The organism is Streptomyces sp. NPDC047869, assembly GCF_040704065.1.
GTDB lineage: Bacteria > Actinomycetota > Actinomycetes > Streptomycetales > Streptomycetaceae > Streptomyces.
Genome location: NZ_JBEYRK010000013.1, coordinates 171,584 through 192,344, shown reverse-complemented (window position 1 = coordinate 192,344; position 20,761 = coordinate 171,584). Strand labels below are relative to the sequence as shown.

Sequence of the window (20,761 nt, the reverse complement as noted above, 5' to 3'; positions counted from 1 at the left end):
TGAGGGAAACGCCCGGTTACATTCCGAACCCGGAAGCTAAGCCTCACAGCGCCGATGGTACTGCAGGGGGGACCCTGTGGGAGAGTAGGACGCCGCCGAACTCCTTTTACAGCTCCGGCTCTTGGGCACTGCCCAGGGGCCGGAGCTTTTTTGCGTTGGGGTAGGGTCGGGGAGCATCGTTTCGCTCCTTACAGCACAGGAGGCCCCCGGGTGGAGGTCCAGGAGACCCGTGTCCAGACGGACCGGGTGCTCACCATCCCCAACATCCTCAGCATGGCTCGCCTGGCCGGCGTCCCGCTCTTCCTGTGGCTCATCCTCAGGCCGGAGTTCGGCGGCCCCAAGAGCGACGGCTGGGCCCTTCTTGTGCTGGCACTGAGCGGCATCAGCGACTACCTGGACGGAAAGCTCGCCAGGCGCTGGAACCAGATCAGCAACCTCGGCCGGCTGCTCGACCCCGCGGCCGACCGGCTGTACGTTCTCACGACGCTGCTGGGCCTCACCTGGCGTGAGATCCTCCCGCTCTGGCTGACCGCCCTTCTGCTCGCACGGGAGCTCGTTCTGCTGGTGATGGTCGGCATCCTGCGGCGCCACGGCTATCCGCCGCCCCAGGTGAACTTCCTGGGGAAGGCCGCCACCTTCAACCTGATGTACGCCTTCCCGCTCCTGCTGCTCAGCGACGGAAACGGATGGATCGCGTCACTGGCCGCTATTTTCGGATGGGCGTTCGCAGGTTGGGGTACAACCCTCTATTGGTGGGCAGGAGTGCTCTACGTGGTACAAGTCCGCCGCCTGGTCCGCGCGGACGCCACGGTCGATTGAGCCCACTGATTGTCCGGACATAGTGGTCCGATGGCCCTCCGCGCCGAAGTGCGGGACAATCTGGACGGGTGAAGTCGGCTAGACCGTCGTCTCTTTAGGAGGACGCTTCCGACATGAAGGCCGTCGTGATGGCCGGTGGCGAAGGCACTCGCCTTCGCCCTATGACCTCCAGCATGCCCAAGCCGCTCCTGCCCGTGGCCAACCGCCCGATCATGGAGCATGTGCTGAGGCTGCTCAAAAGGCATGGGCTCAACGAGACCGTTGTCACCGTGCAGTTCCTGGCATCGCTCGTCAAGAACTACTTCGGCGACGGCGAAGAGCTCGGAATGGAGCTCACATATGCCAATGAGGAGAAGCCCCTCGGTACCGCCGGAAGCGTCAAGAACGCCGAAGAGGCGTTGAAGGACGACGCCTTCCTCGTCATCTCCGGCGACGCCCTCACGGACTTCGACCTCACCGACCTGATCAATTTCCACAAGGAAAAGGGCGCACTGGTCACCGTCTGTCTGACCCGGGTGCCCAATCCTCTGGAGTTCGGCATCACCATCGTCGACGAGGAAGGCAAGGTCGAGCGTTTCCTCGAAAAGCCGACCTGGGGGCAGGTCTTCTCCGACACGGTGAACACGGGCATCTACGTCATGGAGCCCGAGGTCTTCGACTACGTCGAGGCCGACGTCTCCGTCGACTGGTCCGGCGATGTCTTCCCGCAGCTCATGAAGGAAGGCAAGCCGATCTACGGCTATGTCGCCGAGGGCTACTGGGAGGACGTCGGCACCCACGAGAGCTACGTCAAGGCGCAGGCCGACGTCCTCGAGGGCAAGGTGAACGTCGACCTCGACGGGTTCGAGATCTCCCCGGGCGTATGGGTGGCCGAGGGAGCCGAAGTGCATCCCGACGCGGTGCTCCGCGGTCCGCTCTACATCGGCGACTACGCCAAGGTGGAAGCCGGTGCGGAAATCCGCGAGCACACCGTCGTGGGCTCCAATGTCGTCGTCAAGAGCGGTGCCTTCCTGCACCGGGCCGTCGTGCACGACAACGTGTACGTCGGTCAGCACAGCAATCTGCGCGGCTGTGTCGTCGGCAAGAACACCGACATCATGCGGGCCGCCCGGATCGAGGACGGCGCGGTCATCGGTGACGAGTGCCTGATCGGTGAAGAATCGATCGTTCAGGGCAATGTGCGGGTCTACCCGTTCAAGACCATCGAGGCCGGCGCCTTCGTCAACACCTCGGTGATCTGGGAGTCCAGAGGACAGGCCAACCTGTTCGGCGCCCGTGGTGTCTCGGGCATCCTCAACGTGGAGATCACGCCCGAGCTGGCCGTACGGCTCGCCGGTGCCTATGCGACCACGTTGAAAAAGGGCTCCACGGTCACCACGGCCCGTGACCACTCCCGAGGCGCCCGTGCACTCAAGCGGGCGGTGATCTCCGCCCTGCAGGCCAGCGCCATCGACGTACGGGACCTGGAGAACGTCCCCCTGCCCGTGGCCCGGCAGCAGACCGCGCGCGGCAGCGCAGGCGGCATCATGATCCGGACCTCGCCGGGTGTGCCGGACTCCGTCGACATCATGTTCTTCGACGGGCAGGGCGCGGACCTCTCGCAGGGCGGCCAGCGCAAGCTGGACCGTGTGTTCGCACGGCAGGAGTACCGCCGGGCGTTCCCCGGTGAGATCGGCGACCTGTACTTCCCGGCCAGCGTCTTCGACTCGTACACCGGGTCGCTGCTGCGGAACGTCGACACCACGGGCATAGCCGAATCGGGCCTCAAGGTCGTCGTGGACGCGTCCAACGGCAGCGCGGGCCTGGTGCTGCCCAGCCTCCTCGGCAAGCTCGGCGTGGACTCGCTGACGATCAACCCCGGTCTCGACGAGTCCCGGCCCACCGAGACCGAGGAGATGCGACGCAAGGGCCTGGTGCGCCTCGGTGAGATCGTGGCGTCCTCCGGGGCCGCGTTCGGTGTGCGGTTCGACCCCGTCGGCGAGCGGCTGTCGCTCGTGGACGAGAAGGGCCGGATCATCGAGGACGACCGGGCGCTGCTCGTCATGCTGGACCTGGTGGCCGCGGAGCGGCGCAGCGGCCGGGTGGCGCTGCCGGTGACCACGACCAGGATCGCCGAACAGGTGGCCGCCTACCACGGCACCCAGGTCGAGTGGACCACCACCTCTCCCGACGACCTCACGCGCGTGGGACGCGAGGAGGGCACCATCTTCGGTGGGGACGGCAAGGGCGGCTTCATCGTCCCGGAGTTCAGCAGCGTCTACGACGGCACGGCGGCCTTCGTACGGCTGATCGGGCTGGTGGCCCGTACGCAGCTCACGCTGAGCCAGATCGACGCGCGGATTCCGCGGGCGCACGTCCTCAAGCGGGACCTGGCGACCCCGTGGGCCGTCAAGGGCCTCGTCATGCGACGGGTCGTCGAGGCGGCCGGGGACCGGTCCGTCGACACGACCGACGGTGTGCGGGTCGTGGAGACCGACGGGCGCTGGGTGATGGTGCTGCCCGACCCGGCCGAGGCCGTCACCCATCTGTGGGCCGAGGGGCCGGACGACGCCTCGGCGCAGGCCCTGCTTGACGAGTGGGCGGCCGTGGTGGAGAGCGCCGGGCGGTAGTACCGGCGGCTCCGGACGGCGAAAGCGGCCACACGCGCGCGTGCCGGACCAGTGTCCCCGAGGGGGCCTGTCCGGCACGCCGGTGGGGCCATTCGGAGGTACTGCTCGCGACATGCGACGATGTGCGGCATGCCGCAGCAATCCCCCGTTCGGAGCAGCCCCCCGCGGTCGTCGCGCCCGGACGCGTCCATGTCGCTGATCACCAACGTCATGGACCACAGCCTCGACGACGGCTACGCGGAGGCCGCCGCCCGGCGGGCGGCGCAGGGTGAGGCCGGAGGGCTGCCGAAGACGCTCAGGGCGAAGCTGGGCCTGGCCTCGGGCCTGGTCCTCGCGGCCCTGGTGGTCACCGTGGGAGCGGCGCAGGCGAGGATCGCGGCGCCCGTGGTGGCCAAGGAACGCCAGGAGCTGATCGACCGCATCGACCGGGAGACCGCGGACGCGGACCGGCTCGAGAGCGATGTCGACAGACTGCGCGACGATGTCGACACGCGCCGGCGGGCGGCACTGCGGCGCAGCGGCGGAGGCTCCGAGGCCGACGTGGTGGGCGTGCTGTCGGGCGCGACCGCGGTGCACGGCCCCGGCATCAAGCTCGTGGTGAACGACGCCAAGGAGGCCAGCGCCGGCGGCGACGGCTCCAATCCGCGCGAGACCTCCGGTTTCTCCGACACCGGCCGGGTGCGTGACCGGGACATGCAGCGGGTGGTGAACGGATTGTGGGCCTCCGGGGCCGAGGCCGTCTCCATCAACGGGCAGCGGCTGACGGCCCTGTCCGCGATCCGGGCCGCCGGTGACGCGATACTGGTCGACAACAGGCCGCTGGTGCCGCCGTACACGGTGCTGGCGGTAGGGGACGGGCAGCGGCTGAGCACCAGGTTCCAGGACAGCGCCGACGGGCTGTATCTGCACGCCCTGGAGGAGAACTTCGGTATCCGGGCCACCATCTCCACCGAGGGGGACGTCCGCCTGCCCTCCGCGCCGAGTGTGATCGTACGCACAGCACAGCCGAACGACGAGAAGACTGAGAAGGGCACATCGTGATCGCCGTACTGGGCCTCATCGTGGGAGTCGTGGCCGGCCTGTTGGTCCGGCCGGAGGTTCCGGCGGTCGTCGAGCCTTATCTGCCGATCGCCGTCGTGGCCGCGCTGGACGCTGTGTTCGGTGGTCTGCGGGCCATGCTCGACGGCATCTTCGACGACAAGGTCTTCGTGGTGTCGTTCCTGTCCAACGTGGTCGTGGCCGCGCTGATCGTCTTCCTGGGCGACAAGCTGGGCGTCGGGGCGCAGTTGTCCACCGGTGTCGTGGTCGTCCTCGGTATCCGTATCTTCTCCAACGCCGCGGCGATCCGGCGACACGTCTTCCGGGCTTGAGAGCGATGAGCAACCAGGACGAGCGGCCCGAGAACAGGCTGCGCAAGGAACTGCCCGACGAGGTCCCGGCCCCGGCCGCCGAGCCGGAGCGAAAGCCCGTCGGGCCGGAGCGGACGCCCGCGGAACCGCGGCCGACTCCTGCCGAGGCGACCGAAGGAGCGGAGGGCGCCGAGCCCCCGCTCACCGGCCGGCAGCGGCTGCTCAAGGGGGTGTGGCCGCCGCGTGTCACCCGGGCCCAACTCATCGTCGCTGTGCTGCTGTTCGGCCTCGGCTTCGGGCTGGCCGTCCAGGTGGCGTCGAACAGCGACAGCGACAGCGCGCTGCGCGGGGCACGTCAGGAAGATCTCGTTCGCATCCTCGATGAACTGGACGACCGGACTCAGCGTCTTGAGGGCGAGAAGCAGGGACTCGACAAACAGCGCCAGGAGCTGCAGAGCAGCTCCGACCAGGCCGCTGAGGCGCGCAGGCAGACGGCCGAGAAGGAGAAGCAACTCGGCATTCTGGCGGGCACCGTGGCGGCGCAGGGTCCCGGCATCACGATGACGATCGAGGACACGAAGGGGACGGTCAAGGCGGACATGCTGCTCGACGCGATCCAGGAGCTGCGCGCGGCCGGTGCCGAGGCTATTCAGGTCAACGGCGTACGCGTGGTCGCGAGCACCTACCTCACCGACTCCGGCAAGAGCGTGAGTGTCGACGGGAACAAGATCAACGCACCGTATCGTTTCCAGGTCATCGGCAAGTCACAGGATCTTGAACCGGCTCTGAACATTCCGGGAGGCGTGGTGCAGACTCTGGAGAAGGAGCAGGCCACGGTGACCGTAGAGCGGTCCGGCAAGATCGTCGTGGACGCCTTGCGAGAGGTGAAGCGGCCTGACTACGCTCGGTCGTCCTCCCAGTGAACCGGCGGTGCATGGGGGACGTCCGGCAGGGGCATGAGGTTGCGGGGGGTCGGCGCACCGAAGAAGTGGCGCGTGGTGGAAACTGTCTGGTGGATACGGACGTTGTGAGGATGTCCGGGTCGACCGGTGTAGGCAATCAGGGTTCGTCCTGCCCCACGGGCGGGTCTGTTTCGGTCAAGGGGAATCGCCCGTGAAGTTGTTTGCGAAGTTGTTCGGCAAGAGCGCGCGAGAAGGCAGCGACAACGCGACCGCTCGCCACCGCGCACAGCCTGACGCAGAGGGCCAGCGCCCGCTGTTCCGTGACCAGGTCGCTGGTCCGGGCGGTGACATTTCCGGAGGCCAGGGCGCGGCGTCTGTTGACCCTGCCCAGTCCGGCGGCATAGGTTTCGGGCAACCGTCAACCTCAAGTGCGGGTGGAGGGTTTACCTCCGACCCCTATGCGTCCAACGCCCCCGCGGGGCATCCGCGGCAGGAGGATCCGTCCATGTCCGTCCTGGTGTGTACGAGGTGCGGTAACCGCAACGCGGAGAACGCCCGCTTCTGCTCCAACTGCGGCGCGCCGCTGCGGCCCGGTGTGGCGCCGGAGCGTGCCTCGGAGACCACGTCGACCATCTCCATCTCCGGCATCGAGGCCTACGACGCCGAGGTGACCGGGCAGACGCAGGTGCCGATGCTCTCGCCCGAGGCGCAGGCCGCGGTCGACGCGCTGCCGCTGGGCTCGGCGCTGCTGGTGGTGCGCCGGGGGCCGAACTCGGGCAGCCGCTTCCTGCTGGACAGCGATCTGACCACGGCCGGCCGGCACCCGCAGAGCGACATCTTCCTGGACGACGTCACGGTCTCCCGCCGGCACGTGGAGTTCCGGCGCTCCCCGGACGGCTCGTTCACGGTGGCCGACGTGGGCAGTCTGAACGGCACGTACGTCAACCGCGAGCGGATCGACCAGGTGCCTCTGTCGAACGGCGACGAGGTGCAGATCGGCAAGTACCGGCTGGTCTTCTACGCGAGCCGGCAGGGCATCTGACCCCTGGATTCCGTCCGGGGGAACCCAGGGGAAGGTCCATGCTGCACACACCGAGCGGCGGTGCCCGAAGCGGTACCGCCGCCACGGACGGACTGATGAGCATCGGCACGGTGCTGAACGCGCTGCGTGACGAGTTCCCCGAGGTCACCATCTCCAAGATCCGCTTCCTGGAGTCCGAGGGACTCATCGAGCCGCAGCGGACTCCGTCGGGATACCGGAAGTTCGGCCCCGGGGACGTCGACCGCCTCGCGCACGTCCTGAGGATGCAGCGGGACCACTACCTGCCGCTCAAGGTGATCCGCGAGCACCTGGACGCCATGGAGCGCGGTGAGGCCGTGCAGCTGCCCGTGGTCGGGCGCCAGCGCACCGGGGACGAGCCGCCGGAGCCGTCCGAACGGCCCACGGTGGCCCGGGTCGGGCGTGGCGAGCTGCTGGCGGCGGCGGGCATCGGTGAGGACGACCTCGCGGAGTGGCAGTCGTACGGGCTCATCGCTCCACTGGAGGACGGTGTCTACGACGTGGCGGCCGTCACCGTGGCCTCGCTCGTCGCCGAGCTGGGCCGGTTCGGCATCGAGCCGCGCCATCTGCGGGTGATGAAGGCCGCCGCCGACCGGGAGGCGGGCCTGGTGGACCAGGTCGTGGCCCCCCTGAAGCGCCACCGCAACCCGCAGACCAGGGCTCACGCCGAGGCCCGGGCGAAGGAGCTGGCGGCGCTCACGATGCGGCTGCACGCGGCGCTGGTGCAGACCGCTCTCGGCGTGCGTCTGCCCTGAACGGCGGGGTGCCCGGGCGGCCGGATCGGGCACCTGTTCCCGGCCCGACTACCCAAAGGTCCCGGGCACGGCCTAGGGTTGCTGTGTGAACGAGCTCGATGTCGTAGGTGTCCGGGTCGAAATGCCCTCCAACCAACCGATCGTGCTCCTGCGCGAAGTGGGGGGCGACCGCTACCTCCCCATCTGGATCGGGCCGGGGGAGGCGACGGCGATCGCCTTCGCCCAGCAGGGCATGGCCCCCGCGCGACCGCTGACCCACGACCTGTTCAAGGACGTGCTGGAGGCCGTCGGCCAGGAGCTGACCGAAGTGCGCATCACGGACCTGCGTGAGGGCGTCTTCTACGCGGAGCTGGTCTTCGCCAGCGGGGTCGAGGTCAGCGCGCGTCCCTCCGACGCCATAGCGCTGGCACTGCGTACCGGGACGCCGATCTACGGCAGTGACACGGTGCTGGACGACGCCGGCATCGCGATCCCGGACGAGCAGGAGGACGAGGTGGAGAAGTTCCGCGAGTTCCTCGACCAGATCTCGCCGGAGGACTTCGGCACCAGCAGCCAGTGAGGTGCGGCGGTTCGGCGGCGGTGAGGTGCGAGCCGGTTCCCGGCGCCGCGGCAATTGCCACCGGCCATCCAGAGCGTCATGCGGTCTTCCGCGGGAGCATTCGGCTAGCCTTTCCCCGCGGTGGGGCACGAGAAACCACTCTTAGGGTGATTATCACCCGGCGTGGCGAGTGTGGCGATCGTTGACGCACCCCTGGTGACTGCCTACCGTCGAGAAGGCAGTTCAAGGACGGAGGTCGGCGTGAGAACGAGCGGCGACGGTACGGCTGGGGGTGCCCCCGGACGCGGTTTCGGGGAGAGCGGTCCGTACCCTCCCCCGAGTTCCCAGCCGCGTTCCAGCGGGCAGTACGCATATCCCGGCGGCGCGGTCGACCACGCCCCACAGCGGCCGACGGCGGTGCCGAACGGCGGAGGGGTGGCGTCCATGGCGTCCGAGGAGATCGGCTACCGGGGTCCCACGGCCTGTGCGGCCGCCGGCATCACCTACCGGCAACTGGACTACTGGGCCCGCACCGGACTGGTCGAGCCGAGTGTGCGGCCCGCCTACGGGTCGGGCACCCAGCGCCTCTACAGCTTCCGGGACGTGGTCGTCCTGAAGATCGTCAAGCGGTTCCTGGACACCGGGGTCTCGCTGCAGAACATCCGCACGGCCGTGCGGCACCTGCGGGAGCGCGGCTTCCAGGACCTGGAGCGCATGACCCTCATGAGCGATGGCGCCACGGTGTACGAGTGCACCTCGCCGGACGAGGTGCACGCCCTGCTCCAGGGCGGCCAGGGCATCTTCGGGATCGCCGTCGGCGTGGTCTGGCGGGACGTGGAGAGCGCGCTCTCCCAGCTGCACGGGGAGCGGGTCGACACGGGGGAGACCCTGGTCGGGCACAACCCGGCGGACGAGCTGGCACGGCGGCGCAACCGGGCCGTCTGAGTACGCCCCCACCGCATCCCACGGGCCGTGCGCCCGGGTTGTCAGTGGTGTGGTGCAGCATCGGAGATGTGAGAAACGCGCCCACGATCCTGCATCTCGACATGGATGCCTTCTACGCCTCGGTGGAGCAGGCGTCCAAGCCGAGCCTGCGGGGCAAGGCCGTGATCGTGGGCGGACTCGGACCGCGTGGTGTGGTGGCCACCGCGTCGTACGAGGCCCGGGTATTCGGGGTGCACTCGGCGATGCCGATGGCCCAGGCGCGCAGGCTGGCGCCGAACGCCGCGTACCTGGTGCCGCGCTTCAACGTCTACCGGTCCGTGAGCGAGCAGGTGATGACGCTGCTGCGGGAGCTGTCGCCGCTGGTGGAGCCGCTGAGCCTGGACGAGGCGTTCGTCGACCTCGAGCCCCGGGAGGCGGCCTGGGACGCGGACTCGGCGCGGCGGGTGGGGACGAAGCTGCGCACCGACATACGGGCGGTCACCGGGCTCACGGGGTCGGTGGGACTCGCCGCCTCCAAGATGCTCGCGAAGATCGCCTCGGAGGAGGCCAAACCCGACGGACTCGTCCTCGTCGAACCCGGCACCGAGCGGGCGCTGCTCGGGCCGATGCCGGTGCGGACCCTGCCCGGGGTGGGTCCGGCGACCGGGGACCATCTGCGGCGGGCCGGGATCACCACGGTCGCGGAGCTGGCCGAGGCCGGCGAGGACGAACTCGTACGGCTGCTCGGCAAGGCGCACGGGCACGCGCTGTACGCGATGGCGCTGGCTCGCGACGACCGGCCCGTGGTCGCCGAGCGGGAGGCCAAGTCGGTGTCGGTCGAGGACACCTACGACGTGGACATCCACGACCGGCTGCGGGTCGGTCTCGAGGTGGGGCGGCTCGCCGACCGGTGCGTGCGGCGGCTGCGCGGGGCCGGGCTGTCGGGGCGGACCATCGTGCTGAAGGTCCGCAGGTACGACTTCTCGACGCTGACCCGGTCCGAGACGCTCAGAGGGCCCACGGACGACCCCGCGGTGATCCGGGAGGCGGCCGAGCGGCTGCTGGACTCCGTGGACACCACGGGCGGGGTGCGGCTGCTCGGTGTGGGCGTCACCGGGCTCGCCGACTACACCCAGGAGGACCTGTTCGCGCAGGCGGCGCAGCCCTCGCGGGACGTATCGGTGCCGGAGGAGGCCGTGGCCGAGACCGTGCCGGAGCGGCCGGAGCCCGTCAAGCGGCAGTGGCGGGCCGGGCAGGACGTGCGGCACGCCGCGTGGGGCCACGGCTGGGTGCAGGGCAGTGGCCTGGGCCGGGTGACCGTGCGCTTCGAGACGCCCCAGTCGGAGCCGGGGCGGGTGCGGACGTTCGGCGTCGAGGATCCTGAACTGGAGCCGGCGGATCCGCTGCCGCTGGTGCTGGGCACGGATCCGCTGCCGCGGATACCGGACGCGGATCCGCTGCCGCGGGTACCGGACGCGGATCCGCCGCCGAGTCTGTCGGGTGCTGTCGACGCCGATCTGTAGCAGGTGCCTGGTCTGTGTGTGGGGCTCCGTCGTGATCGTTCGGGCGGTCCTCCGCGCCTCCACGGGGGGCCGGTGGTGGAGCGGGCTCAGGGCTCCTCGGTGCCCGCGAGCTTGCCGAAGTCGTGGTCCGCGAACGGGGAGGGCGCCGCCACGTCCAGGCCGTAGTGGTGGTAGAGCTGGAGTTCCTGTTCGGGGGAGAGGTGGCGGCCGACACCGAAGTCGGGCGCGTCCTTGATGAGTGCACGGTCGAAGGGAACCCGCAGGGCGCCCTCGACGATCTCGCTGGGCTCCAGGGGCACGAAGGCGTCCCGGGAGAAGAGACCGGTCCGTATGGCCGCCCACTCCGGCACTCCGGTGGCGTCGTCGAGGTACACCTCGTCAATGGTGCCGATCTTGGTGCCGGTGCGGTCGAACGCCTTGCGGCCGATCAGGTTGCGCGGATCGATGTCGGTCTGCACGGTCCCTCTCCCTCCACGTGGTCGCAACTCATCCGTAAGCACTACGAAAGAGCACAATCAGGGAGGCGGCCACTCGAAGGCCCGGGCGTTGACCTCGCTGGTAGGCTGACAGCGGCTGCTGACCCCGTGCGGGAGAGTCCTCCGATCACCTCGGAGGCGCCGAAGGAGCAAATCCTCCCCGGAATCTCTCAGGCCCACGTACCGCACGGACGAGGTCACTCTGGAAAGCAGGGCGGATGTCGACGGCGTCCGCCCTCACCGACGGTGAAAGCCGGCGCCCCCGGGCCGCCGGTGAAGCTCTCAGGTCGAGATGACAGAGGGGGAGGCCGTCGGGGTATCCGTACCGGGGTGCCCCTCGAAGGTCGCGTCAGACCAGGAGGCCTCCGCAATGACCGCCCATCGCACCCCGCTCTCCGAGCTCGAAGCCGGTATCCCCTTCGAGCAGCGCCACATCGGGCCCGACCAGGAGGCGCGGGCCAAGATGCTCGCGCACGTCGGCTACGGCTCGCTCGACGAGCTGACCGCCGCCGCGGTCCCGGATGTGATCAAGAACGCCGACGCCCTGGAGCTGCCGGGCGCCCGCACCGAGGCCGAGGTGCTCGCCGAGCTGCGCTCGCTCGCCGACCGCAACCAGGTCCTCGGCTCCATGATCGGCCTCGGCTACTACGGCACCTTCACCCCGCCGGTCGTCCTGCGCAACGTCATGGAGAACCCCGCCTGGTACACCGCCTACACGCCGTACCAGCCGGAGATCTCCCAGGGCCGGCTGGAGGCCCTGCTGAACTTCCAGACCATGGTCGCCGAGCTCACCGGGCTGCCGACGTCCGGCGCCTCCCTGCTCGACGAGGGCACGGCCGCCGCCGAGGCCATGGCGCTGTCCCGGCGCATGGGCCGGAACAAGAAGGGCCTGTTCCTGGTCGACGCGGACGCCCTGCCGCAGACCGTCGCCGTCATCGAGACGCGCGCCGAGCCGACAGGTGTCGAGGTCGTCGTCGCCGACCTCTCCGAGGGCATCCCCGCGGAGATCGCCGAGCGCGAGATCAACGGTGTACTGGTCCAGTACCCGGGCGCCTCCGGTGCCGTCCGCGACATCAAGCCGCTCATCGACCAGGCGCACGAGCTGGGCGCCCTCGTCACGGTCGCGGCCGATCTGCTCGCGCTCACCCTGCTGACCTCGCCCGGCGAGCTGGGCGCGGACATCGCCGTCGGCACCACCCAGCGCTTCGGCGTGCCGATGGGCTTCGGCGGGCCGCACGCCGGCTACATGGCGGTGCACGAGAAGTTCGCGCGCAGCCTGCCCGGCCGTCTCGTCGGCGTGTCGGTCGACGCCGACGGGCACAAGGCCTACCGCCTGGCGCTGCAGACCCGTGAGCAGCACATCCGCCGCGAGAAGGCCACCAGCAACATCTGCACCGCCCAGGTGCTGCTCGCCGTGATGGCCGGCATGTACGCCGTCTACCACGGCCCCGAGGGACTGCGGACCATCGCCCGCCGCACCCACCGCTACGCCACGATCCTCGCCGAGGGCCTGAAGGCGGGCGGTGTCGAGATCGTCCACGGCGCCTACTTCGACACCCTCACCGCGCGCGTGCCCGGCCGGGCCGCCGAGGTCGTGGCCGCCGCCCGGGCGGGCGGCGTCAACCTGCGTCTCGTCGACGCCGACCTCGTCTCCCTGGCCTGCGACGAGACCACCAACCGGGCCCAGGTGGAGGCGGTCTTCGCCGCCTTCGGCGTCGACGGCGACATCGAGGCGCTGGACGCGGCGGCCGGCGAGGCCCTGCCCGAGGCCCTGCTGCGCACCGACGACTACCTCGCCCACCCGGTCTTCCACGAGCACCGCTCCGAGACCGCGATGCTGCGCTACCTGCGCCGTCTCGCCGACCGCGACTACGCGCTCGACCGCGGCATGATCCCGCTGGGCTCCTGCACCATGAAGCTCAACGCGACCACCGAGATGGAGCCGGTCACCTGGCCCGAGTTCGGCCAGCTGCACCCCTTCGCGCCCGCCGAGCAGGCCGAGGGCTACCTCACGCTCATCCGCGAGCTGGAGGACCGCCTCGCCGAGGTCACCGGCTACGACAAGGTGTCCCTCCAGCCCAACGCCGGTTCCCAGGGCGAGCTCGCGGGCCTGCTGGCCGTGCGCGGCTACCACCGGGCCAACGGCGACGAGCAGCGCGTCGTGTGCCTGATCCCGTCCTCCGCGCACGGCACCAACGCCGCCAGCGCCGTGATGGCGGGCATGAAGGTCGTCGTCGTCAAGACCGCCGAGGACGGCGAGATCGACGTCGCCGACCTGCGGGCCAAGATCGAGCAGCACCGCGCCGAGCTGGCCGTGCTGATGATCACCTACCCGTCGACGCACGGCGTGTTCGAGGAGCACGTCGCCGACATCTGCGCCCAGGTCCACGACGCCGGCGGCCAGGTGTACGTCGACGGCGCCAACCTCAACGCACTGGTCGGTCTCGCCAAGCCGGGTCACTTCGGCGGCGACGTCTCGCACCTGAACCTGCACAAGACCTTCTGCATCCCGCACGGCGGCGGCGGTCCCGGCGTCGGCCCGGTGGCCGTCCGCTCGCACCTGGCGCCGTACCTGCCGAACCACCCGCTGCAGCCTGCGGCCGGCCCCGAGACCGGCGTGGGCCCGATCTCCGCCGCGCCGTGGGGCAGCGCGGGCATCCTGCCGATTTCGTGGGCGTACGTCCGTCTGATGGGCGGCGAGGGGCTCAAGCGCGCCACCCAGGTGGCCGTGCTCTCCGCCAATTACGTCGCCAAGCGCCTCGAGCCGCACTACCCGGTGCTCTACAACGGCCCCGGCGGCCTGGTGGCGCACGAGTGCATCATCGACCTGCGCCCGCTGACCAAGGCGACCGGTGTGAGCGTGGACGACGTCGCGAAGCGGCTCATCGACTACGGCTTCCACGCGCCGACCATGTCCTTCCCGGTGGCCGGCACGCTGATGATCGAGCCGACCGAGTCCGAGGACCTGGCGGAGCTGGACCGGTTCTGCGACGCGATGATCGCCATCCGCGCGGAGATCGAGAAGGTCGGCTCCGGAGTGTGGCCGGCGGAGGACAACCCGCTGCGCAACGCGCCGCACACCGCGCGGGCGCTCGGCGCGGACTGGGACCACGCCTACAGCCGCGAGGAGGCCGTCTTCCCGGGCGGCGTCTCGGTCGCGGACAAGTACTGGCCGCCGGTGCGCCGTATCGACCAGGCCTTCGGCGACCGCAACCTGGTGTGCTCCTGCCCGCCGCTGGACGCGTACGAGGACTGAGCGAGCCGTACGTGTGAGCCCCGCCCGTGGACCGGGCGGGGCTCCCGCTTTTCCGTGCCTCTCAGACCGTGTCCAGCGACACCTCGGTCGCCTTGATCAGAACGACCACGTCGGACCCCACGAAGAGGCCGAGGTCCTCGGCCGCGTCCCTGGTGATCGCGGCGGTCAGCTCGCCGCCGGCCACGGCCACCTTCACGGAGGCCATGACCTCGCCCCGGGTGAGACGGGTGATCGCGCCCGGGAGCTGGTTGCGGATCGACAGGCCCTCGACCCTGCTCGTCGAGAGGGAGACCTCGGTCGACTTCACCAGGGCGCGGACGGCGGTGCCGGGGGCGAGGGCGAGTTGCTCGGCGGCCTCCTGGGTGATGGCGGCCGTCAGCTCCTGGCCGCCGTCCAGCCGCACCTTGACGATCGCCATGACCTCGCCGGGGTGGACCTCGGTCACGTCACCGGGGAGCTGGTTGCGGATGCTCAGTGTCATGAGCACCCACCGTAGAGCTGCCGTCCGGTCAGGCCGGGTATGCGTGGGTCTGCGCCGCCTTCACTGTCGCCCAGACCGACGCACCCGGATGCAGGTCCAGCTCGGCGGCGGCCACCGTGGTGAGGTCGGCGACCAGGGGGAGTTCGCCGGTGAGGTCGGCGCGGATCTGGTCGCCGTGGGTCTCCAGGCCCGCGACCTCGCACGCCCACAGGTTGCGGGCGCTGGCGCCGGTGGGCCGGTCCCGGAAGAGGGTGACGGCGGCCGGCGGGAAGGCCACGAAGACGGGACCGGACAGGTCCTCCGTCGTCGTCACCGAAGGGCCCGCGTCCAGCCGTACGGTGTGCCCTGCGGCCTGTCCGCGGTAGAGGTTGAGGCCGACGAGCCGGGCGATGTAGTCGGTGCGCGGCCGACGGGCGATCTCCGCGGGGGTGCCCTGCTGGACGACGTGGCCGTGCTCGACGACCACCAGCCGGTCCGCCAGCACCATGGCGTCCAGCGGGTCGTGCGTGACCAGCACGGCGACGGCCTCGAACTCGGCCAGATGGCGGCGGAGCTGGGCCCGGACCTCCAGGCGCGTGCGCGCGTCCAGCGCGGCGAGCGGTTCGTCCAGGAGCAGCAGCCTGGGCCGGGTGGCCAGGGCGCGGGCGAGCGCGACGCGCTGGGCCTGTCCGCCGGACAGGCGGCGGGGCTTGGCCCCGGCGTGCCCGGTGAGGCCCATGCGGTCCAGCCAGGTGGCGGCCTGCGCGCGCGCCTCGGCCTTGCCCGCACCGTGACAGCGCGGCCCGAACGCCACGTTGTCCAGGGCGGACAGGTGCGGGAAGAGCAGATAGTCCTGGAAGACGACGCCGACCGGCCGGGACTCCGGCGGGGTGCGCTCCAGCGAGGTGCCATCCAGTCGCAGGTGGCCGCCGGTGAGCGGGAGCAGCCCGGCGAGGGCACGCAGGGCGGTGGTCTTGCCGGCGCCGTTCGGGCCCAGAAGCGCGATGACGTCGCCGGGGGCGGCGGTCAGCGCCACGTCGAGCCGGAAGTCCGCCCGGTCGACCACGAGCCGGGCGTCGAGCCCCTGTTCGCCGCCGGTCCCCGGGCAGGTTCCGGCGGGGGCGCCGGTCCCGGTCATGGCGGCCGGCTCCGCCGCCGGAACCCGCGCGGGGTCGGCTTCGGTCCTCACCTCGCCCTCCATGCCCACCTCGCCCGGCCTCCTCACCTGGTCCTCCCTCCCCATCGTGCCCTCATGCCCCCGTCATCCACCGGTCGCGCAGTCCCGCCAGCACCGCGATCGACACGGCCAGCAGGACCAGACTCAGGGAGATGGCCGCCTCCGGGTCGTTCTGCAGGGCGAGGTAGACGGCCAGCGGCATGGTCTGGGTACGGCCGGGGAAGTTGCCCGCGAAGGTGATCGTCGCGCCGAACTCGCCGAGTGCCCGGGCCCACGCCAGCACCGCGCCGGCGGCGACACCGGGGGCGATCAGCGGCAGGGTGACCCGGCGGAACGCGGTGAACCGCGAGGCGCCGAGCGTGGTCGCCGCCTCCTCGTAACGCGGGTCGGCGGCACGCAGGGTGCCCTCGACACTGATGACCAGAAACGGCATCGCGACGAAGGCCTCCGCGATCACCACACCTGCGGTGGTGAAGGGCAGGGTGATCCCGAACCACGCGTCCAGCCACTTGCCGACCACCCCGTTGCGGCCGAGGGCGAGCAGCAGGGCCACGCCGCCCACCACCGGGGGCAGGACCAGCGGCAGGGTGACCAGGGCCCGTACGAGACGGCGGCCGGGGAAGTCGGTGCGCGCGAGCAGCCAGGCCAGCGGCACGCCGAGCACCAGACTGACCCCGGTCGCCGCCGTGGCGGTGACCAGGGACAGCTGGAGGGCCTGCCACACCTCGGCGCTGGTCAGCTGATCGGGCAGGCTGCCCCAGGGGGCGCGGACGAGCAGCGCGAGAAGGGGCAGCAGCAGGAACGCCAGGGCCACGACACCGGGCACCAGCAGAGGCAGCGGCACCCCGCGCGCGCGTCGGCGCCGCGGCCCGCCCGTGCGGGGGCCGGCCGCGGTGCCGGGCTCGGCGGGCGAGGTCACGGCTGGAGGAACCCGGCCCCGCCCAGGACCCGGCGGCCCTCGGCGGACCGCACCAGCGCGATGAACGCCTTGGCCGCCGGGGCGTTGCCCGCGTTCTTCAGCAGGGCGATCGGGTAGTCGTTGACGGCCTCGGCCGACTCGGGGAACTCCACGCCCTCCACCTTGTCACCCGCCGCCTTCACGTCGGTCTTGTAGACCACGGCGGCGTCGGCCTCCTTCAGCTCCACCTTGGTCAGTGCGCTCTTGACGTCCTGCTCGTAGGAGACCGGCGTCAGCTTGAGCCCGCTTGCGTCGAGGGCCTTCTGGGCGGCCGCGCCGCACGGCACCGTCCTGTCGCACAGCACGACCTTGAGGCCGGACCCGGTGAGGTCCTTCAGGGAGGACACCTTGCCGGGGTTGCCCGGCAGCGTGGCGATCTCGAGCTGGTTGCGGACGAAGGTGGCGGGGGTGCCCACCGCGTCCTTCTTGTCCGTGACGATCGCCATGGTCTTCGGGCTTGCGGCGGCGAACACGTCGGCCGGCGCACCGCTGGTGATGCTCGCGGCGAGCGTGTCGCTGCCGCCGAAGTTGAAGCTGACCTCGGTGCCGGGGTGCTGCTTCTCGAACTCCTTGCCGAGGGTCGTGAAGCTCTCCTTGAGGGAGGCGGCGGCGAACACGGTGACCGAGCCGGACAGCTTCGGGGACGCGGAGCCCGAGGTGTCCGAACCGCCGGCCGGCGAGTCGTCGGAGGAAGAGGAGCAGGCGCTGAGTGATATCAGGGCGGCGGCTCCCGCACCGGCCAGCTGCAGCGTCCGCCGGGTCCGGCGCACGGAACGGGTCATCACGGATCTACTCCTCGAGTCCTTGAGCGAGCTGTCGCGCCCTGCCACGGCCGGTGCCGGCCATGCGCCGATCATACTGCCGCATCTGCCAGGCGTAAGTCTGCTGTCTCATCGCATGAGCAAGACAGTTCCCCTGATGAGCTGGCATGTGCGTTTGTACGGGGGTGACGGCTGGGTACGGTCATCCGGGAGGTGGTCGCAGGTGACGCTCGCGGAACTCGCCCTGACCGGGGATCTGTCGCGCCCCACCAGGCTGACCGTGCCGGATCTGCTCGGCCGGCCGCAGCACCGGGTGGCGGTCAGTTTCGAGTGCGCCACCAGCGGCGTCCAGCGTCACCGGTTCAGCGGACCGCGCCTGCACGACGTCCTGGCCGACGCCGGTCCGTCGTTCGACCCGGCCCGGCGCAAGGACCGGCTGCGCTTCCTGATCGCCGTCACCGGCAGGGACGGCCACCACGCCGTACTGTCCTGGGCGGAGATCGACCCCGACTTCGCCGGGGCCGCCGTACTGCTCGCCGTCACGATCGACGGCATCCCGCTGGACGCGGCCGGCCCTCAGCTTGTGCTGCCGCAGGACCGCTGCGGGGCCCGGCACGTCAGCGGCATCACGGCGATCCGGGTCGACGGGGGGTACGGCTTCGGTACACCGGGGCCGGCCCCGGCCGGTCGCACGCACACCGGGTGAAGGCGAGGGGGCCGGCCGCGCGCGGTGGGATCCGGTCAGACCCGGTCGATGTGCACGTTGGTGGACTTCACGCGCGCGGTGGCCTCCACGCCGACCTCCAGGCCCAGTTCCTCCACGGCCTCACGGGTCAGCAGCGACACCAGCCGGTGCGGGCCCGCCTGGATCTCCACCTGGGCGGCGACGTCGCCGAGCTTGATGGCGGTGACGATGCCGGGGAAGGCGTTGCGGACGGAGGTGTAGGGCGCGTCCTCCTCGCCGCCGCCCGTCCCGGCCAGTTCGACCGAGAACGCGGCGAGGTCCTTGCCGTCGATGAGCCGCCGCCCGGCCTCGTCGCGGTGGGTCGCCACCCGGCCGGCGTCCGCCCAGCGACGGGCGGTGTCCGGGCTCACGCCGAGCAGCCGCGCGGCCTGGCCGATCGTGTAGGACTGCATGCCGGTCACGATAGGGCCATCACGCGGGAACCGCGGACATCGGGTCACCCGCCCTGCCTGCCGTACCGCCGGCGGGCCGGTCCTCAGCCCGTGTGCACGCGCGGGCGGCGGGTGCGGTCCGGTTCCGCCTCGCGCAGGATCTCCCGGGTGACCGGGGCGACCTCGCCCTGTCCGAAGAGGAAGAACCGCAGGAAGTTCGCGAACGGGTTGCCCTCGGTCCACTCGAAGTAGATGTGCGGGGTGCAGCCGGTCAGGTCGCGTGTGTGCAGGAGGAGCGCGGCGAGGGCGTTGGGGACGGAGGAGGACTCCACGGTCAGCACGCGGTAGCGGTTGTGGAGGACCTCGCCGCGTACCGTCAGGGCCGTCTCGAACTCCGAGGGGTCGGTGACGGTCACCTCGGCGAAGACGAAGTCCTCGTGTTCCGGCAGGTCGTTGTCGGCCCGGATCTGCTCGACCTTGTCGCGGTACTCGGCCTTGTCCCGGCTGTCGGGCTCGTTCGCGATGAACCGTATCTTGCGGCTGGCCATGTCCCTGACGAAGCGCTCCGCCATCGGGTCCAGGACCACGCTGGTCACGCGCAGCTCGAAAGCGCGGGCCAGCCGGGACAGGAAGGAGACGAGCATGATGCCGGCGATGAAGCAGGCGCCGATCTTCACACCGTCCGGGCGTTCGATGACGTTCACGACGGTCGTGTAGAGGAACACCACCGAGATGACCGCGAAGGCGATGCTCCAGCGATGCTGCCCGGCCCTGCGCGCGGCGATGGTCACCGCGATCGCCGCGGAGCTGATCAGCACCAGCACGCCGGTGGCGTAGGCGCCGCCCTGCTTGTCCACGTTGGCGTCGAAGAGCCAGGTGACCAGGAAGGCGACCAGGGTGAAGACGATGACCATCGGGCGCACCGCGCGGGCCCAGTCCGGGGCCATGCCGTACCGGGGCAGATAGCGCGGCATCAGATTGAGCAGTCCGGCCATCGCCGACGCGCCCGCGAACCACAGGATCGCGATTGTCGAGATGTCGTAGACCGTGCCGAAGGCTCCGCCCAGGTACTCGTGCGCGAGGTAGGCGAGGGCGCGGCCGTTGGCCTGCCCGCCGGGCTTGAACTCGTTCTCCGGGATCAGCAGCGTGGTGATGAAGCTGGTGGCGATCAGGAAGCAGCTCATGATCAGGGCCGCGGTGGTCAGCAGCTTCTTGGTGTCCCGGATCCGGCCGGCCGGCCGCTCCTCGGTGTCGCCCTGCTCGCCCTGCACGTGCGGCATGACGGCCACACCGGTCTCGAAGCCGGACAGGCCGAGCGCGAGCTTGGGGAAGACGATCAGGGCGACGCCGATCATCACGAACACGTTGCCGTGCTCCGCGGTCAGGGCACTGCTCCAGTCGGCCACCACGTGGTCTGCGGTGAGCACGTGCCAGAGGCCGTCGGCCACGACGACCAGGTTGAGCCCGAGATAGATGCCGACCAGGGCGACGGCGACGCCGATGGCCTCGAGGAAGCCCTTGAGGAACACGGCGCCGAGCAGGGCGACCAGGAACAGCGTGATCACCATCTGATGGCCTTGCAGCGCGCTGTTCAGGTGCGGATTCTCGACCAGGTGGGTGGATGCGTCGGCGGCCGACAGGGTGATGGTGATCAGGAAGTCGGTGGCCGCGAAGCCCAGCAGGGTCAGCACGAACAGCTTGCCCTTCCAGAACGACAGGAGCCGTTCCAGCATGGCGATGGAACCCTCGCCGTGGGGGCTCTCCTCGGCCACCCGGCGGTAGACCGGCAGGGCACCGGCCAGGGTCACGATCACCAGGACGATCGTCGCGATCGGTGACAGCAGGCCGGCCGCGAGGGCGGCGATGCCGGGCTGGTAGCCGAGGGTGGAGAAGTAGTCGACACCGGTCAGGCACATCACCCGCCACCAGCGCTGGCCCCGGTGCGGCGCCTCCGGCACGGCATGGGGCCCGGTATGGCCGCCGTGCTTGCCCATGTCGGACAGCCCCTCCAGCATCCAGGCGCGCAGGCGACTGGGAGGGGGGTGCTCGGTCGTGGCCATCGGCGTGCTCCAGGTGTC

At 70.6% G+C, this 20,761-nt stretch carries 19 protein-coding genes, 1 rRNA gene and 1 riboswitch; of the genes, 13 read left to right on the top strand and 7 right to left on the bottom strand.

What is annotated here, in order from left to right; genetic code table 11:
- The 11 genes from rrf to AB0924_RS19315 all read left to right on the top strand — a co-directional run.
- A 5S ribosomal RNA gene (gene rrf, locus AB0924_RS19365) occupies nt 1-101 on the top strand; the annotation flags it as partial.
- Between the two features lie 109 nt (nt 102-210).
- The gene (locus AB0924_RS19360; RefSeq protein WP_358929855.1) at nt 211-819 is read left to right on the top strand and encodes a CDP-alcohol phosphatidyltransferase family protein; all 609 of its coding nucleotides are present in this window, start codon (nt 211-213) and stop codon (nt 817-819) included.
- Nucleotides 820-932: 113 nt separating this feature from the next.
- Complete coding sequence (locus AB0924_RS19355) at nt 933-3,428, top strand: mannose-1-phosphate guanyltransferase (RefSeq protein WP_358929856.1); 2,496 nt, start codon at nt 933-935, stop codon at nt 3,426-3,428.
- A gap of 120 nt (nt 3,429-3,548) precedes the next feature.
- Complete coding sequence (locus AB0924_RS19350; RefSeq protein WP_358929857.1) at nt 3,549-4,469, top strand: DUF881 domain-containing protein; 921 nt, start codon at nt 3,549-3,551, stop codon at nt 4,467-4,469.
- Nucleotides 4,466-4,798, top strand: a complete 333-nt coding sequence (locus tag AB0924_RS19345) for a small basic family protein (RefSeq protein WP_006134295.1) — start codon at nt 4,466-4,468, stop codon at nt 4,796-4,798. The genes AB0924_RS19350 and AB0924_RS19345 overlap by 4 nt, the downstream gene beginning before the upstream one ends.
- 5 nt (nt 4,799-4,803) lie before the next feature.
- Nucleotides 4,804-5,700 (top strand): DUF881 domain-containing protein, encoded by an 897-nt coding sequence (locus tag AB0924_RS19340; RefSeq protein WP_358929858.1) that lies wholly within the window; start codon nt 4,804-4,806, stop codon nt 5,698-5,700.
- A gap of 190 nt (nt 5,701-5,890) precedes the next feature.
- Nucleotides 5,891-6,721, top strand: a complete 831-nt coding sequence (locus AB0924_RS19335; RefSeq protein WP_358929859.1) for an FHA domain-containing protein — start codon at nt 5,891-5,893, stop codon at nt 6,719-6,721.
- Between the two features lie 38 nt (nt 6,722-6,759).
- The gene (locus tag AB0924_RS19330; RefSeq protein WP_358929860.1) at nt 6,760-7,494 is read left to right on the top strand and encodes a MerR family transcriptional regulator; all 735 of its coding nucleotides are present in this window, start codon (nt 6,760-6,762) and stop codon (nt 7,492-7,494) included.
- 85 nt (nt 7,495-7,579) lie between these two features.
- Nucleotides 7,580-8,053 carry a bifunctional nuclease family protein gene (locus tag AB0924_RS19325; RefSeq protein ID WP_026253112.1) on the top strand — a complete coding sequence of 158 codons (474 nt, stop codon included), beginning with the start codon at nt 7,580-7,582 and terminating at the stop codon, nt 8,051-8,053.
- Nucleotides 8,054-8,293: 240 nt separating this feature from the next.
- Nucleotides 8,294-8,977 carry a MerR family transcriptional regulator gene (locus tag AB0924_RS19320; RefSeq protein WP_358929861.1) on the top strand — a complete coding sequence of 228 codons (684 nt, stop codon included), beginning with the start codon at nt 8,294-8,296 and terminating at the stop codon, nt 8,975-8,977.
- Nucleotides 8,978-9,045: 68 nt separating this feature from the next.
- Nucleotides 9,046-10,479: a DNA polymerase IV gene (locus AB0924_RS19315; protein ID WP_366912006.1), complete on the top strand. Its 1,434-nt coding sequence runs from the start codon at nt 9,046-9,048 to the stop codon at nt 10,477-10,479.
- Between the two features lie 86 nt (nt 10,480-10,565).
- On the opposite strand, the gene AB0924_RS19310 is transcribed toward AB0924_RS19315, so the two are convergent.
- On the bottom strand, nt 10,566-10,937 hold the full coding sequence (locus AB0924_RS19310; RefSeq protein WP_358929865.1) for a PRC-barrel domain-containing protein: 372 nt from the start codon (nt 10,935-10,937) through the stop codon (nt 10,566-10,568).
- A 119-nt stretch (nt 10,938-11,056) separates the two neighbouring features.
- Nucleotides 11,057-11,151, top strand: a riboswitch (glycine riboswitch).
- A 174-nt stretch (nt 11,152-11,325) separates the two neighbouring features.
- Between AB0924_RS19310 and gcvP the strand changes: the two genes are divergently transcribed.
- Nucleotides 11,326-14,211, top strand: coding sequence for an aminomethyl-transferring glycine dehydrogenase (gene gcvP, locus AB0924_RS19305; RefSeq protein WP_366912005.1), 2,886 nt, complete (start codon nt 11,326-11,328; stop codon nt 14,209-14,211).
- A 61-nt stretch (nt 14,212-14,272) separates the two neighbouring features.
- On the opposite strand, the gene AB0924_RS19300 is transcribed toward gcvP, so the two are convergent.
- From AB0924_RS19300 to modA, 4 genes are all read right to left on the bottom strand, one after another.
- On the bottom strand, nt 14,273-14,692 hold the full coding sequence (locus tag AB0924_RS19300) for a TOBE domain-containing protein (RefSeq protein ID WP_358929869.1): 420 nt from the start codon (nt 14,690-14,692) through the stop codon (nt 14,273-14,275).
- 28 nt (nt 14,693-14,720) lie between these two features.
- Complete coding sequence (locus AB0924_RS19295; protein WP_366912009.1) at nt 14,721-15,809, bottom strand: ABC transporter ATP-binding protein; 1,089 nt, start codon at nt 15,807-15,809, stop codon at nt 14,721-14,723.
- Nucleotides 15,810-15,921: 112 nt separating this feature from the next.
- Nucleotides 15,922-16,767, bottom strand: a complete 846-nt coding sequence (locus AB0924_RS19290) for an ABC transporter permease (RefSeq protein WP_366912004.1) — start codon at nt 16,765-16,767, stop codon at nt 15,922-15,924.
- A complete protein-coding gene (modA, locus tag AB0924_RS19285) occupies nt 16,764-17,588 on the bottom strand; it encodes a molybdate ABC transporter substrate-binding protein (RefSeq protein WP_358929873.1) in 825 nt (274 codons plus the stop codon). Before modA ends, AB0924_RS19290 begins: the two co-directional genes overlap by 4 nt.
- 202 nt (nt 17,589-17,790) lie before the next feature.
- On the opposite strand from modA, the gene AB0924_RS19280 reads away from it, so the two are divergent.
- Complete coding sequence (locus tag AB0924_RS19280; RefSeq protein ID WP_366912003.1) at nt 17,791-18,273, top strand: molybdopterin-dependent oxidoreductase; 483 nt, start codon at nt 17,791-17,793, stop codon at nt 18,271-18,273.
- A 35-nt stretch (nt 18,274-18,308) separates the two neighbouring features.
- Here the strand turns inward: AB0924_RS19280 and AB0924_RS19275 are convergent, their stop codons facing one another.
- A complete protein-coding gene (locus tag AB0924_RS19275; protein ID WP_358929878.1) occupies nt 18,309-18,704 on the bottom strand; it encodes a helix-turn-helix transcriptional regulator in 396 nt (131 codons plus the stop codon).
- A gap of 83 nt (nt 18,705-18,787) precedes the next feature.
- Nucleotides 18,788-20,743, bottom strand: coding sequence for an amino acid transporter (locus AB0924_RS19270; RefSeq protein ID WP_358929880.1), 1,956 nt, complete (start codon nt 20,741-20,743; stop codon nt 18,788-18,790).
- Nucleotides 20,744-20,761 lie beyond the last annotated feature (18 nt).

Bases quoted from the DNA above. Each gene is read 5' to 3' on its own strand.
- AB0924_RS19355 (WP_358929856.1), top strand. From the start codon at position 933: ATGAAGGCCGTCGTGATGGCCGGTGGCGAAGGCACTCGCCTTCGCCCT.
- modA (WP_358929873.1), bottom strand. From the start codon at position 17,588: ATGACCCGTTCCGTGCGCCGGACCCGGCGGACGCTGCAGCTGGCCGGT.
- AB0924_RS19270 (WP_358929880.1), bottom strand. From the start codon at position 20,743: ATGGCCACGACCGAGCACCCCCCTCCCAGTCGCCTGCGCGCCTGGATG.
- AB0924_RS19295 (WP_366912009.1), bottom strand. From the start codon at position 15,809: ATGACCGGGACCGGCGCCCCCGCCGGAACCTGCCCGGGGACCGGCGGC.
- gcvP (WP_366912005.1), top strand. From the start codon at position 11,326: ATGACCGCCCATCGCACCCCGCTCTCCGAGCTCGAAGCCGGTATCCCC.
- AB0924_RS19300 (WP_358929869.1), bottom strand. From the start codon at position 14,692: ATGACACTGAGCATCCGCAACCAGCTCCCCGGTGACGTGACCGAGGTC.
- AB0924_RS19340 (WP_358929858.1), top strand. From the start codon at position 4,804: ATGAGCAACCAGGACGAGCGGCCCGAGAACAGGCTGCGCAAGGAACTG.
- AB0924_RS19275 (WP_358929878.1), bottom strand. From the start codon at position 18,704: ATGCAGTCCTACACGATCGGCCAGGCCGCGCGGCTGCTCGGCGTGAGC.
- AB0924_RS19330 (WP_358929860.1), top strand. From the start codon at position 6,760: ATGCTGCACACACCGAGCGGCGGTGCCCGAAGCGGTACCGCCGCCACG.
- AB0924_RS19350 (WP_358929857.1), top strand. From the start codon at position 3,549: ATGTGCGGCATGCCGCAGCAATCCCCCGTTCGGAGCAGCCCCCCGCGG.